The organism is Teichococcus vastitatis, assembly GCF_003604215.1.
In the GTDB taxonomy this organism is placed as follows: domain Bacteria; phylum Pseudomonadota; class Alphaproteobacteria; order Acetobacterales; family Acetobacteraceae; genus Pseudoroseomonas; species Pseudoroseomonas vastitatis.
Genome location: NZ_QXGS01000002.1, coordinates 383,391 through 397,501 on the forward strand (window position 1 = coordinate 383,391; position 14,111 = coordinate 397,501).

11 protein-coding genes and 1 pseudogene are annotated in these 14,111 nt (G+C 67.7%); 7 read left to right on the forward strand and 5 right to left on the reverse strand.

What is annotated here, in order from left to right:
* Positions 1 to 11: 11 nt before the first annotated feature.
* Complete coding sequence (gene rapZ / locus D2K64_RS05505; protein WP_238384027.1) at positions 12 to 1,001, reverse strand: RNase adapter RapZ; 990 nt, start codon at positions 999 to 1,001, stop codon at positions 12 to 14.
* Positions 998 to 1,444 (reverse strand): HPr kinase/phosphorylase, encoded by a 447-nt coding sequence (locus tag D2K64_RS05510; protein ID WP_120007186.1) that lies wholly within the window; start codon positions 1,442 to 1,444, stop codon positions 998 to 1,000. Before D2K64_RS05510 ends, rapZ begins: the two co-directional genes overlap by 4 nt.
* Before the next feature lie 522 nt (positions 1,445 to 1,966).
* On the opposite strand from D2K64_RS05510, the pseudogene D2K64_RS05515 reads away from it, so the two are divergent.
* Positions 1,967 to 2,731: pseudogene (locus D2K64_RS05515) on the forward strand (IS5 family transposase); the annotation flags it as partial.
* A gap of 33 nt (positions 2,732 to 2,764) precedes the next feature.
* On the opposite strand, the gene D2K64_RS05520 reads toward D2K64_RS05515, so the two are convergent.
* A complete protein-coding gene (locus D2K64_RS05520; protein ID WP_157985733.1) occupies positions 2,765 to 3,961 on the reverse strand; it encodes a cation:proton antiporter domain-containing protein in 1,197 nt (398 codons plus the stop codon).
* Positions 3,962 to 4,289: 328 nt separating this feature from the next.
* Between D2K64_RS05520 and D2K64_RS25385 the strand changes: the two genes are divergently transcribed.
* Positions 4,290 to 4,469: a Hint domain-containing protein gene (locus D2K64_RS25385; protein ID WP_274379290.1), complete on the forward strand. Its 180-nt coding sequence runs from the start codon at positions 4,290 to 4,292 to the stop codon at positions 4,467 to 4,469.
* Between the two features lie 102 nt (positions 4,470 to 4,571).
* Here the strand turns inward: D2K64_RS25385 and D2K64_RS05535 are convergent, their stop codons facing one another.
* Together D2K64_RS05535 and D2K64_RS05540 are read right to left on the reverse strand one after the other, a co-directional pair.
* A complete protein-coding gene (locus D2K64_RS05535) occupies positions 4,572 to 6,257 on the reverse strand; it encodes a sensor histidine kinase (protein ID WP_120007190.1) in 1,686 nt (561 codons plus the stop codon).
* A gap of 30 nt (positions 6,258 to 6,287) precedes the next feature.
* Positions 6,288 to 6,989 (reverse strand): response regulator transcription factor, encoded by a 702-nt coding sequence (locus D2K64_RS05540; protein WP_120007191.1) that lies wholly within the window; start codon positions 6,987 to 6,989, stop codon positions 6,288 to 6,290.
* A gap of 129 nt (positions 6,990 to 7,118) precedes the next feature.
* Here D2K64_RS05540 and D2K64_RS05545 point away from each other — a divergent pair, with 129 nt between their 5' ends.
* From D2K64_RS05545 to D2K64_RS05565, 5 genes are all read left to right on the forward strand, one after another.
* Entirely contained in the window at positions 7,119 to 7,853 is a 735-nt protein-coding gene (locus D2K64_RS05545; RefSeq protein WP_238384028.1) for a HugZ family pyridoxamine 5'-phosphate oxidase, read from the forward strand.
* Between the two features lie 221 nt (positions 7,854 to 8,074).
* A complete protein-coding gene (locus tag D2K64_RS05550; protein ID WP_120007334.1) occupies positions 8,075 to 9,688 on the forward strand; it encodes a phosphoenolpyruvate carboxykinase in 1,614 nt (537 codons plus the stop codon).
* A 71-nt stretch (positions 9,689 to 9,759) separates the two neighbouring features.
* Positions 9,760 to 9,939 carry a DUF2256 domain-containing protein gene (locus D2K64_RS05555; protein WP_120007192.1) on the forward strand — a complete coding sequence of 60 codons (180 nt, stop codon included), beginning with the start codon at positions 9,760 to 9,762 and terminating at the stop codon, positions 9,937 to 9,939.
* Positions 9,940 to 10,336: 397 nt separating this feature from the next.
* Entirely contained in the window at positions 10,337 to 12,556 is a 2,220-nt protein-coding gene (gene pnp / locus D2K64_RS05560; protein ID WP_120007193.1) for a polyribonucleotide nucleotidyltransferase, read from the forward strand.
* 146 nt (positions 12,557 to 12,702) lie between these two features.
* On the forward strand, positions 12,703 to 14,103 hold the full coding sequence (locus D2K64_RS05565) for an NAD(P)H-dependent flavin oxidoreductase (RefSeq protein WP_120007194.1): 1,401 nt from the start codon (positions 12,703 to 12,705) through the stop codon (positions 14,101 to 14,103).
* Positions 14,104 to 14,111 lie beyond the last annotated feature (8 nt).

Consider the following 14,111-nt stretch of genomic DNA (forward strand, 5'->3'; position numbering starts at 1 on the left):
GGGGTACGCCGTTAAGTGGTACAAGTAGAAGGGGCCTCCCGACCCGTTGCGCTGAGCGGCGGGGCGACATTCTGTTCGCCGCCTCCCGCACCCATGGCCCCCATGCTGGGGGCCTGCAAGGCACGCAGTTCTCGGTGAGTTAGATCGACGCGCCAACCCTGTTCGGCAAGATGCGCCGAAAGCATCTCGGCCATCAGCACGGAGCGATGCTTGCCTCCCGTGCAGCCAAGAGCGACCGTCAGGTATTTTTTGCCCTCCGCGGCATAGCGCGGCAAGAGCGGGTCCAGCAGCGCCGTCATGCGTTGCCAGAATGGATCAAAATCCGGGTCCTGCCGGATGAACCCGGCCACCGCCGCGTCGCGCCCGGTCTGCGGCCGCAGCACCGGGTCGTAATGCGGATTGCGCAGGAAGCGCAGATCGAACACCAGATCCGCCTCCCGGGGCAATCCGCGCGGAAAGGCAAAGGACATCACCGCCACCGCCAGGCCCGGCAGAGCGTCGCCGGCGGGGCGGAAATGCCGCTCCACCAGCCGTCGCAGATCCGGCAGCGGCCGCTCGCTGGTGTCGACCACCCAGTCAGCATCGTCGCGCAGCGGCGCCAGCAGCGCGCTTTCCCGCGCGATCCCGTCCGCCACCGAGCCGCCCAGGGGGCCGCCGGGCGCCAGGGGATGCCGCCGCCGGGTTTCCGAGAAGCGCCGTAGCAGCACCGCCTCCTCCGCCGTGACAAACAACAGCTCCGCGGCGGTGCCAGGTGCCTGGCGCAGGCGGTGCAGCAGCGCCAGCAGCTCGGCCGCGTCGAAGCCGCGCGTGCGGGCATCGACGCCCACCGCCAGCGGCACGGTGCCGCCGTCACGCACCACGTCTTCCAGGATCGCCAGCGGCGGGTTGTCGATGCTCTCGAAGCCGAGGTCTTCCAGAATGCGCAGCACGGTGGCCTTGCCGGCGCCGGACAAGCCGGTGACCACCACCACCGGCCGGCGCGACGCTGCCGCGGGGCTCACGCCGCGAAGGCCCCGGCACGCTGTGTCATGCGGGCCTCGGCCGCGGCCAGCGCCAGGCTGAGCTTGGCGGGGGCGGAAGCCTCGAAGGCATGGAGCGCGAGACGGGGCAGGCTGCCGCCGGGCACCGCGAAGCGGCACGGCTCCGGCAGCCGGGGAATGGCTGCCTGCGGCGCGAGGTCGACCACCAAGCGAAGGGGGGCCGGGCCATGCGGCAGGTTCTGGAAGATGCCGACGCCGCGGACCTCCAGCAGCCCGGCCAGCGCGTCCGGCGCCGTGGCCAGGGCGGTGCCCTCCGCCTCACGCAGCGAAACCTGATCATCGGCCACGAGCGCCCAGCCGAGCTGCATCAGCCGGAGCACCAGATCGGACTTGCCGGATCCCGGAGGACCCAGGAACAGCACGCCGGCCCCCTGCGAGGCCGCGCAGCTCCCATGCAGCAACATATCGACTTCCGGCTCCGCTTCGGGGGGGTGGTGCTGAAATCTGGTGAAATATGACATTTCCTGGGCGAGTGTGGAAGCAGGAGAACTGGACTACTTCAGGTTGAAATTTGGGGGTTTCTGGGAATTTGCCTATGACCAGATCCATGACCACATGAGTATATCAAGGATATTGTAGTGCTGTAGGATCCATCCTCAATCGTGGCTCATGAAAGATGCTTGCTCCTCAACAATAAATGTGGATTGTAAACATCTATATTGTGGAGAACTCGAGTGCAGAACTTCAGCGTTCGGAACTCGGCCGGCGCTGCTGGATCCGCAGCCGCCAGCATAATCAATCGATGGATGCCCTGACCTTCACCAACGCTCCCGGCGCCATCTCTGCCAGCTTCAACGTCGGCGCCGGGCTGAAGCCGAGAGCTTCAGCTTCCAGAACGGGAAGATGACCGAGGATCAGGCCCCATAAACGATCTCGCCTGGAGCACTACGCTGTGATTCACAGCTCCTCCTGAAGAGAAGTGGATCATGGCCGACTCGTTCTGGCTCACCGACAAGCAGATGGAGCGTCTGCGGCCGTTCTTTCCGAAGCCGCGTGGCCAGGTGCGGGTGGATGACCGGCGGGTGCTGAGCGGCATCATCTTTGTGAACCGTAATGGTCTGCGCTGGTGCGATGCGCCCGCAGCTTATGGCCTGCCAATGGCCCTCGACAATGGCTGGCTCCTTTGGAGCCGCAGGGCGTGTTCGCATGGATGCTGCTCGAGCCCGCCAAGGTTGGTCAGGACAACGACACAATTATGATCGATGCTACCCACCTCAGGCGCACCGCACCGCCGCGAGCCTCAATGCTCAACAGGGGGCTCTGGCAACAAGCGAGGCCGCTTCATCGGTCGAACAAAGCGAGGGCTGGACTCCAAGCTCCCTGGTACTACTGATGCCGAGAGCCGGCCGGTGGGCATGCTCCTCAGCGCCGGCCCGCGATGCGACTGTCTCGGAACCAAGGCGCTGCTCTCTTCGCTGCCCTCGGCCAAGGCGCTGATCGCCGGCCGGGGCTATGACGCGGACTGATTTCGTTGGGCTCTGGCAGATCGCGGTATCGAAGCCTGCATCCCCTCCCGCAAGGGGCGCAAGCTCCCCATCCCTCATGATCCGGTCCTCTATCGTCAGCGCCACCGCATCGAGAACCTGTCTGCTCGGCCAAAGGACTGGCGTCGTATCGCTACGCGTCACGACCGCTGCGCCAAGGTGTTCCTCTCGGCCCGCGCCTTGGCTGCGGTGGTCATGTCCTGGCTGCGACGACCGCATCAGTGGGTGCGCTTGCTCGCCTCAGCCCTCCGATCCCGCCTTTTGCTGCCCGAGCCGCCGCCCTAGCGCCAGGGTCAGCGGTGCTCCTGTGATGCCATGCGCCACGACCGATCCGCAGATCGCCAGGCTCACGGCGTGCCAGATGACGGGCTCTCCTGTTCGGTGCTCCATCAGCGATGCGTAGTAGATGGCGGCCACTGCAATAGGTCCGAACCAGCCCATGAACAGCGCCTCCGAGGGGGTGTGGACGTCGCGAAGGAAGGGGCGCAGGAGTAAGAGCACTGGCGGGCGGCGCAGCAGGAGAACAGCGACCACGAGCAGCAGCCCGCTCCAGCCCAGGTCGAGCCAGCCCTTCCAGGGCAGCACGGTTCCCAGCATAATGAAGATCGGGATGGCGAAGAAGCGATTCACGGCCTCCTGTCCATGCTCCTCGTTCTGGCGGTCATCCTGGCTGATGACCTGCGTGAACATGGCGCCGGCCGCAAAGACCAAGAGCACCTCGTCGCTCTTGATCAGCCGTCCCGCGCCCACCGCGAGCAGGGCGAGCGCCACTGTATAGACGAGGCGCCACTCGCTCTTGATCGCATCGCGCCGCTCCGCTGCTTGCAGGAGCCTGGCTGCGCCGTAGCCGATCGCGAGCCCGAACAGAGTGGCCACGCCCACGTCCCATAGAAGCGTCTTGGTCAGCCAGTGAATGAGCGCCTCGCCCTCGGGCCGCGTCAGTATCAGAAAGGGCAGGAATACGAAGAGGTAGCCCAGCCCGTCATTGGCTCCGGACTCGAAGGAGATGGCGTGGCGGATGGGCTCGGGGATGTTCTCCTTGGCCTCCTGGCCGGTGACGATGGGGCTCGCGGCCACGGGATCGGTGGGGGTGATGATGGCGCCGATCAGCGCGGCCATCCAGAAGGGGAGCCCCAGGATCAGGAAAACCAAGGCCGTGCTGATGGCCCACATCAGGACCATAGCGAGGCCAATGAGCAGGAGCATCTCACGCCAGTTCTGGCGTGGGTAGCTGCCCGGGATACGCAGCGCCACGCCCACGAGGCCGATACCGAGCGTCAGGCGGGCGGCCTTCTCCATCAGGGTAGCGCGGTCCCCCGTCGCTTCGGCGTCGATCAGGTTGAAGACTTCGGGGCCAACGAGGACGCCGATGGCCAAGGCCAGCAGCGTTGGAGGGAGCAGGCTGCGGGACAGCCGCTTGGAGCCGAGCCCCAGCATCAGGGTGGCGGCCCCAAGCACGGTGACGATGGTGTTAAAGTTGTTCATCCGAGGTCCTGACCCGCTGCCTGTCTGATGGCTTGGCGATGCCGGGCGCCTGAGCCACTGACCAGACGTCAGACGGGAGCGAAGGTTCCCGGCCGTACGGATAAAGTTGTCCCTCTGTCGCGCCGAGGCACTCGAGGAGAGATCCCGATCTGATTAATGAGGCCTGACCTTGGTTTCTGCTTCCTGCGCGGCACCCAGTTGATGATGCTATGTGGCCCGGTGACGATCGAGGCGCTGCGGGTAGGCGATGAGGTGACCACCTGCGCTGGGTTCCGCCCGGGTGACGTGGCTGGGCCAGCGCGTCGTGGACCCGGCGGCGGTGCAGAGGCCGGCCAAGGCGATGCCGGTCCGCATCCGCATGAGCGCGCTGGGTGAGAACCTGCCGCAGCGCGATCTGCTGGTGTCGCCCGACACTGCCTGTTCTTTGATGCCCGGCCGTTCACCAGCCGGTCGGCGGTGAACAGCGCCAGCATCGCGGAGCGCGCCCGGGCGCTGGGCCTGGCGGAGCCCGCGCTGGCGCTCGCGTCCTGAGATCGCGGGCAGCCCGGGACACCGGGCCGCCTTAACCCAGCGGCAGCCGCACCACGAAGCGGGCGCCGGCGATTTTGCCGTTTTCGCCCCGCCGGTTCTCGGCGGCGATGCGGCCACCCAGCCCCTCGACGATCTGCCGGCTGATCGACAGGCCGAGGCCTGAATGCTTGCCGAACTGCTCGCCCTGCGGCCGTTCGGAATAGAAGCGGGCGAAAATGCCGTCCAGCTTGGCTTCCGGGATGCCGGGCCCCTCATCCTCCACGGTGAACTCCATCACGCTGCCGGCCGGGCGGGCGCGCAGCCAGACCTTGCCATTGGGTGGGGAAAACGAGATGGCGTTGCCCAGCAGGTTGCGGAACACCTGCACCAGCCGGCCCTCGACGCCGCGCACCACCATGGGCCCCGGCGGCATCTCCAGGATCACTTCCGGGTCTTCCGGCTTGCGGGTGGTGTTGTGCAGCTCGGCCAGCGCCGGGAGGATCGGCGCGATGTCCACGGGCTCGGAGGCGGTGCGCGACAGCTCGGCATCGACGCGCGACGAATCGGCGATGTCGGCGATCAGGCGATCCATCCGCACCGCATCATCGGCGATGATCGCCAGCAGGCGCTTCTGGTGGTCCGGATTCTCGATGCGCCGCAAGGTCTCGATCGCCGAGCGCACGGAGGTCAGCGGGTTGCGCAGCTCATGCGCCACGTCGGCGGCGAAGCGCTCATTCTGGTCGATGCGGGCCCAGAGCGCCGTGGCGGAGGATTGCAGGTCGCGCGCCAGGATGCCGATTTCGTCGGTGCGCGCCAGCAGCGGCACCGGCACCGACCCGGCACGGCCCTTGCCCTGCCGCATCGCCGCCGCGGCGCCAGCCAGCGCCAGAATCGGCGAGGCGATGGTGCGCGCGAGATAGAAGGACGCGGCCACCGTCAGCAGCAGCGCCAGCAGAAACAGCGCCAGCACCGAGGAGCGGATTTCCAGCAGCCGCTCATCCACCTGCCGCGCTTCCCGGGTCAGCAGCACGATGCCGACGCTCTGGCTGCCGCGCCGCGCCGGCTCGGCCACCGACACCAGCAGCCGCCCCTCATTGGTGCGGCGGATATAGGGGCGCACGCCGCCTTCCAGCGCCAGCCGCAGCTCCTGCTGCCGGTCGGGACCGAGGGCGGGCTGCCAGTCGAAGGAGGGTGCGCCGGGAGTGACGTCCACCACGACCTCGCCACCGCCGCCGCTGCGCCAGCGCGGCAGCCATGCCAGGATGCGGTCATAGATGGAGGCCAGCGTGCCGGAAAAGGCCGAGCGCGGCTCGGGGGGCGGCAGCGGCTCGGTGACGATGGCGCCGCCCTGGCCCTCGCGCACCCGGCTGTCGGCCACCAGCAGGCCGGTGGTGTCGAACAGCTTGGCCTGGGTGTTGGGGCTGGGCTCCACCAGCCGGCGCAGCAGGGGCCGCGCCACGTCGGGCACCAGCACCGGGCGGTCGTCCTGCACCCGCGCCGCCGCTTCGGCGATGCCGCCGGCGTAGATCCGGGCCTGGGTGCGCAGGCTCTCGACCTCGGCCGAGAGCAGGCCGTTCTGGTACTGGTCGAGATACAGCAGCGACGCCGCCAGCAGGGCCGGCGCCACCGCGTTGAGCAGCAGGATGCGGCGCAGCAGCGGCGAGCCGCGCAACCGCGTCTGCTCGGGCCGGGTGACCATGGGGGCAGCCTCGGCGGGGCGGCCGCTGGCATCAGGCATGGACGGTCCCTGACCTGGTGTTCCCCGGCATCAGCCTTCCTTGTAGCGATAGCCGATGCCGTACAGCGTCTCGATCATCGAGAAGTCGTCGTCCACCTGGCGAAATTTTTTCCGTACGCGCTTCACATGGCTGTCGATGGTGCGGTCATCGACGTAGATCGCCTCGCCATAGGCCGCGTCAATCAGCTGGTCGCGGTTCTTCACCATGCCGGGGCGCTGGGCCAGGGTCTTCACCAGCAGGAACTCGGTCACCGTCAGCTGCACCGGTTGGCCCTTCCAGGTGCAGGTGTGCTTGGTCTCGTCCAGCACCAGCTCGCCGCGGGTGATCACGCCGGAGGGCGGCGCGCCCGAGCCCTCGGCGCGGCTCGCCTCGTTGCGGCGCAGCAGGGCGCGGATGCGCTCCAGCAGCAGGCGCTGGGAGAAGGGCTTGGTGATGTAGTCGTCGGCGCCGAGGCGCAGCCCCATCAGCTGGTCCAGCTCCTCATCCTTGGAGGTGAGAAAGATCACCGGCATGGAGGAACGCTGGCGCAGCCGCTGCAGCAGCTCCATCCCGTCCATGCGCGGCATCTTCACGTCCAGCACCGCGAGGTCGGCGGGGCGCGACAACAGCCCCTGCAGGGCGCTTTCGCCATCGGTGTAGGTCCGCACCTGGAAGCCTTCCTGCTCCAGGGTCATCGACACCGAGGTCAGGATGTTGCGGTCGTCATCGACCAGGGCAATCGTGGCGGGCATGGGGTGCGGCTCCTGAGGTCCTTCTGCGGCGCCGGGCGAGAACAAGGATAGCCCCTGCGGCACAGTGTAAGATACGCGACGATTGTGGCACGGGGCGGGCCGCAAGATGGTGGATAAGGGGTGATTCGGATGATGGACAAGGCCGAGGCCGCCTGGACGGCCCGGGCGCTGCTGCGCGGCGCGCGATCCGCGGTGCTGGCGACGCAGCGGGACGGGCAGCCCTTCGCCAGCCTGGTGACGCCGGCCATGGCGCCGGACCTGTCGCCGCTGCTGTGGCTGTCCAGCCTGTCGGAGCACACGCGGCAGTTGCAGGCGGAGCCGCGCTGCGCCCTGCTGATCCAGGGCCAGGCCACGGAGGCGAACCCGCAAACCGCCCCTCGCGTCACTGTGACCGGCCTGGCCGAGCGGGTGGAGCCCGATCACATTCCTGCGCTGAAGGCACGGTGGCTGGCCCTGCATCCCTATGCCGCCCTGTACGCCCATTTCAGCGACTTCTCCCTTTGGCGGGTGAAGCTCGGGGGCACGCAGGTGGTGGGAGGGTTCGCCGCGGCGTTCCGGCTCCGGCTGGCCGATCTGCTGCCCGATCCCGTCTCCGTCCGGGCCATCGCCGAGGCCGAGGCGGGGGTATGTGCGCACATGAACGAAGATCACCCCGATGTACTTGAAAACATGGCGATTGCACTGGCCGGGCAGCTCTCCGGCGAGTGGCGGATGGCGGCCTGCGACGTGGATGGCTGCGACCTCGTCGCGGGGGAGGACCGGCGCTGCCGGGTGACGTTCAAGCTACCCGTGGTTGATGCTTCGAGCCTGCGGGATGCACTGGTGGCGGCGGCGGATAAGGCCCGAACGCTTCTCAAAAAGTGAACTTCATGACCGAAGAGCCTGCGATCTTGTACGGCAATATGACGACTACACGAACGTTGACCCGGGAAGTTGCGTTGCCCTAGGGTCCGCCTGCCTGCCGGAAACGGTGCCCATGCGGTACGATGGTGTACGAGATGCGGACCTTTCGGAGGACAATCAATGGCTACTGCCCCGGGGCCTTTCCCTGGAGGAACAGCGCCTTGACCGGAGATGACCCGCTGATGACCACGCCGAACACCGTTCCCGCCGCCCAGGCTCTCGCAGGGACGGGCGTGACCTCTTCCTTCGCCATTCACCCCAACCTGACCGCCGCCGGGCTGTACGCCCACGCGCTGCGCCGCGGCGAGGGCCGGCTGTCCGCCGACGGCGCCTTCATGGCGGTGACCGGCGTGCACACGGGCCGCTCCGTCGCCGACAAGTTCGTGGCCGAGGACCCGGAGGTCTCCAAGGAGATCTGGTGGGGCAAGGTCAACCAGAAGCTGGATCCGGCCAAGTTCGCCGCCTTCACCGCCGATGCCCGCAAGTGGCTGGGCGAGCGGAAGGAGCTGTTCACCCAGGACCTGTATGCCGGCGCTGATCCCGAGCACCGCATCAAGGTCCGGCTGGTGACCACCAATGCGTGGCACGCCCTGTTCGCCCGCAACATGTTCATCCGCCCGCCGGTCGGGGAGTTGGAAGGCTTCGCCCCGGACTTCACCATCCTGCACGCCCCGGAGATGGAGGCGAAGCCGGAGCATGGCGGCCGCCCGAACTCCACCACCCTCATCGGGCTCTCCTTCGCGCAGAAGACCATCTGCATCGCCGGCACCTCCTATGCCGGCGAGATCAAGAAGAGCATCTTCACGGTGATGAACTGGCTACTGCCGGCGCGCGGCGTGCTGCCGATGCACTGCTCGGCCAATGTCGGCAAGAATGGCGACACCGCGCTGTTCTTCGGCCTGTCCGGCACCGGCAAGACCACGCTGTCCTCCGACCCCGAGCGCGCGCTGATCGGCGATGACGAGCATGGCTGGTCGCCCAAGGGCGTGTTCAACTTCGAGGGCGGCTGCTACGCCAAGGTCATCAAGCTGTCCCAGGAGGCCGAGCCGCAGATCTGGGACGCCTCCCACCGCTTCGGCGCCGTGCTGGAGAACGTGGTGGCCGATGAGCGCGGCAACCTCGACCTCGACAACGGCTCGCTGACCGAGAATACCCGCGCCTGCTACCCGATCGAGTTCATCCCGAACACGGTGCCGGGCGGCCAGGCGGGCCTGCCGAAGAACGTGGTGATGCTGACGGCGGACGCCTTCGGCGTGCTGCCGCCGATCGCCCGGCTGACGCCGGCGCAGGCGATGTACCACTTCATGTCCGGCTACACCGCCAAGGTGGCGGGCACCGAGAAGGGCCTGGGTAAGGAGCCGCAGGCCACCTTCTCCACCTGCTTCGGCGCCCCCTTCCTGCCGCGCCACCCGGAAGTGTACGGCAAGATGCTGGCCGACCTGATCGCCCAGCACGGCGCCCAGGTGTGGCTGGTGAACACCGGCTGGACCGGCGGCGCCTATGGCACCGGCCAGCGCATGAGCATCAAGCACACCCGCGCCCTGCTGCGCGCCGCGCTGGACGGCTCGCTGGCGCAGGCCGAGTTCGCGACCGATCCGTTCTTCGGCCTCGCCGTACCGCAGAACGTGCCCGGCGTGCCGGCCGAAGTGCTGAACCCGCGCGACTCCTGGGCCGACAAGGCGGCCTATGACAAGCAGGCCAAGCACCTGGTGTCGCTGTTCGAGAAGAACTTCGAGAGCTTTGCCGGCGCGGTGAGCGACGAGGTGAAGGCGGCGGCGCTGAAGAGCGCCGCCTGAACCCGCCGGATCGGCGTTGAAGGGGGCGGGGCCGCGAGGCTCCGCCCCTTTTTCGTGGAAACAGCCCCTCCATGGCGCACAAAAAGCCGCACCTGCCGCAGAAGATCTGCGCCGCCTGCGGCCGCTCCTTCGCGTGGCGGCGCAAATGGGCGCGTGACTGGGACCAGGTGCGCTACTGCTCCGATGCCTGCCGCTCCGGCCGCAATCCGGCCTTGCGGGCGGCGGTCCCACCCGCCCCGCGGCGGCGCTGAGACCGGCGCGGACTTGGCCGCGCCGGACGGCTTCCTCTGGGGCGCCGGCCGATTTTTCCATGGCATCCCGGTGAATGAGCGTTCATAACGCCGCGCGGGCCGCCCGACTCGGATGGCCCGGACCCGCCGGTGAGCGGGGAGCACGAGGCTGCACCGGGCGCGACCCCCTTCAGGGACGCGTGGCGGCGTTTCCGGCCACATGGTGCGTTCCGCGGTTCCCGCGGCCACCCCATGCCGCCCGAGACGCCGATTGCCCCTTGAGGGGGCGAGATCCCGGTTCGGTGTTCGCCGCTGTCCGCATCGCCCCACAAGGACCCCGCCCGCGGCACTGCCCGGCGGGGGGACGCCAGGCCCGCAGGCAGAACCATGCCGCGGACCGCGATGCCAAGGACGATTCATGTTCGACAACTACTTCCGCAAGGACATCGACTGGGCCGGCAAGACGCTGACGCTGGAAACGGGCAAGGTTGCCCGCCAGGCGGACGGCGCCGTGATGGCCCGTCTCGGCGACACCATCGTGCTCTGCACCGTGGTGGGCGCCCGCTCGGTGAAGCCGGGGCAGGATTTCTTTCCGCTCACCGTGAACTACCAGGAGAAGGCCTTCGCGGCCGGCAAGATCCCGGGCGGCTTCTTCAAGCGCGAGGGGCGTCCCTCCGAGGCCGAGACGCTGATCTCTCGCCTGATCGACCGCCCGATCCGCCCGCTGTTCCCGGAAGGGTTCCGCAACGAGGTGCAGGTCATCGCGACGGTGTTGTCGCATGACATGGAGAACAATCCGGACATCGTGGCGATGGTGGGCTGCTCCGCCGCGCTGACGCTGTCGGGCATTCCGTTCTTCGGCCCGGTGGGCGCGGCGCGCGTCGGCCTGATCGAGGGCGCCTATGTCCTCAACCCGACGCTGGAGCAGATGAAGACCTCCAAGCTCGAGCTGGTGCTCGCCGGCACCGCCGAGGGCGTGCTGATGGTCGAGTCGGAGGCCAGCGAGCTGTCCGAGGACGACATGCTGGGCGCCGTGACCTTTGGCCACAAGGGCTTCCAGCCGGTGATCGAGGGCATCATCGAGCTGGCCGAGCGCGCCGCCAAGGAGCCCTGGGACCTGCCCGAGGAATCCGCCGAAACGGCCGCGCTGAAGACGAAGCTGGCCGAGCTGGGCTCCGCCTCGATCGGCGAGGCCTACAAGGAGACCCAGAAGCTTCTCCGCCAGAAGAAGGTGGGCGAGGCCAAGAAGGCGATCCTGGCGCAGCTGTCGCCGGAGGAGGCCGAGGCCGCCAAGGGCCTGCTGAAGGAGCTGGAGGCGGACGTGGTCCGCAACGCCATCCTCGACACCGGTATCCGCATCGACGGCCGCGACACCAAGACCGTGCGCCCGATCATGGCCGAGGTCGGCGTGCTGCCGCGCTCCCACGGCTCGGCGCTGTTCACCCGCGGCGAAACCCAGGCCTTCTGCGTGGCCACGCTGGGCACCGGCCAGGATGAGCAGATCATCGACCAGCTCGCCGGCGAGTACCGCGAGAACTTCATGCTGCACTACAATTTTCCGCCCTACTCGGTGAACGAGACGGGCCGGATGGGCAGCCCGGGCCGCCGCGAGATCGGCCATGGCAAGCTGGCCTGGCGCGCCATGAAGCGCCTGCTGCCGGAGAAGTCGACCTTCCCCTACACCATGCGCGTGGTCTCCGAGATCACCGAGTCGAACGGCTCCTCCTCCATGGCCACCGTCTGCGGCACCTCGCTGTCGCTGATGGATGCGGGCGTGCCGCTGAAGCGCCCCTGCGCCGGCATCGCCATGGGCCTGATCAAGGAGGAGAAGGGCTACGCCGTCCTGTCCGACATCCTGGGCGACGAGGATCACCTCGGCGACATGGACTTCAAGGTGGCCGGCACCGAGGAGGGCATCACCGCCCTCCAGATGGACATCAAGATCACCTCCATCACGCCCGAGATCATGCGCATCGCGCTGGAGCAGGCCAAGGGCGGCCGCCTCCACATCCTGGGCGAGATGGCCAAGGGCCTGACCGGCGCCCGCACGGACGTGGCCGCGAACGCGCCGAAGATCACCGTGATCCAGGTGCCGAAGGACAAGATCCGCGAAGTGATCGGCACCGGCGGCAAGGTGATCCGCGACATCGTCGAGACCACCGGCACCAAGATCGACATCGAGGATGACGGCACGATCAAGATCGCGTCCACCTCCCCCGAGGCGACCCAGGCCGCGATCGACCGCATCCGCGGCATCACGGCCGAGGCCGAGATCGGCGTGATCTACAACGGCACCGTGGTGAAGACGGCCGATTTCGGCGCCTTCGTGAACTTCCTCGGCGCCAAGGACGGCCTGGTCCACATCTCCGAGCTGTCGAACGAGCGCGTCAACAAGACCACCGACATCGTCAAGCAGGGCGACAAGGTGAAGGTGAAGGTGCTGGGCTTTGATGACCGCGGCAAGGTGAAGCTGTCCATGCGCGTGGTGGACCAGGCCACCGGCGCCGACATCACCGAACAGGTCGGCGCCCGCCGCCCGCGCGGCGAAGGCGAAGGCGGCGAGGGCGGCGAGCCCCGGGGTGAGCGCGAGCCTCGCGGCGAACGCCGTGAGCGCCGTCCGCGCCGGGACTTCGACTGATCGGTTTTCCGGCCAATGGGAGCGCGACCGTGACCGGTCGCGCTCACCAAAGATTTCAAAAAATTTCAGGGAGAGGTCTGAGATTCCGTGCAGGCCTCCCTAAGTGACGCTATCGTTAAAATAGTTTGCAGGGACGGTAAGCTGCGGTGAAGGCAATCAACGCGATCCGGATGGGCGGTGTGGACGTTCTTCCACTGGTGGAAGGCGGCAAGGGTGTTGCGGTTTCCACCGGCGCGTCCTGTGGCGAATGGGCGGGCGCCGGCGGCGTCGGCACCTTCTCCGGCGTCAACGCCGACAGCTATGACGGGGACGGCAACGTCATCCGGCAGGTGTATCACGGCCGCACCCGGCGCGATCGCCACGAGGAACTGGTGGCCTATGGCATCTCCGGCGGCATCACTCAGGCGCGCGAAGCCTATGAGCGGTCCAACGGCCAGGGCCGGGTCCACATCAACGTGCTGTGGGAGATGGGCGGCGCCGAGCGCATCCTGCGCGGCGTGCTGGAAGGCGCCAAGGGCCTGATCAACGGCGTCACCTGCGGCGCCGGAATGCCCTACAAGCTGGCCGAGATCGCCCGCGAATTCGGCGTGTTCTATTATCCGATCGTGTCTTCCGGCCGCGCCTTCACGGCGCTGTGGAAGCGCTCCTACAGCAAGGTGTCCGAGCTGCTGGGCGGCGTGGTGTATGAGGACCCTTGGCTGGCCGGCGGCCATAACGGCCTGTCGAACTCCGAGGACCCGCACAAGCCCGAGGCCCCCTACGACCGCGTGCTGAAGCTCCGGCAGCAGATGCGGCAATTCGGCCTGGGCGAGGTGCCCATCATCATGGCGGGCGGCGTCTGGTGGCTGGAGGAATGGGAGGACTGGATCGACAATCCGGAACTCGGCCCGATCGCCTTTCAGTTCGGCACCCGCCCGCTGCTGACCCAGGAAAGCCCGATCAGCGAGGCCTGGAAGCAGCGCCTGCTGACGCTGAAGCCCGGCGACGTGCTGCTGCAGCCCTTCTCGCCCACCGGCTTCTATTCCTCGGCAGTGCGCAACGAGTTCCTGCAGGACCTTGAGGCCCGCAACGAGCGGCAGGTGGCGATCAGCCCCGAGCCGGTCGGCGAGCACACCGCTGAATATGGCGTGGGCCCACGCAAGCGCCTAGTCTGGCTGGCACCGGGCGACCTGGCGCGGGTGAATCAGTGGGAAGCCCAGGGCTATACCGAGGCCCTGCGCACGCCCGACAACACCCTGGTCTTCGTGACGCCCGAGAATGCGCGGGAGATCCTGAAGGACCAGACCGACTGCATGGGCTGCCTTTCGCATTGCCGGTTCTCCAACTGGACGCAGCACGCGCCCGACTACAGCAATGGCAAGAAGGCCGATCCGCGCTCCTTCTGCATCCAGAAGACGCTGCAGGACATCGCGCATGATGGCGCGATCGAGCACAACCTGATGTTTGCCGGCCACAATGCCTACCGCTTCGGCCAGGACCCGTTCTACTCCAACGGCTTCATCCCGTCGGTGAAGCAGTTGGTGGAGCGGATCATGTCCGGCCGCTGAGCCGGACC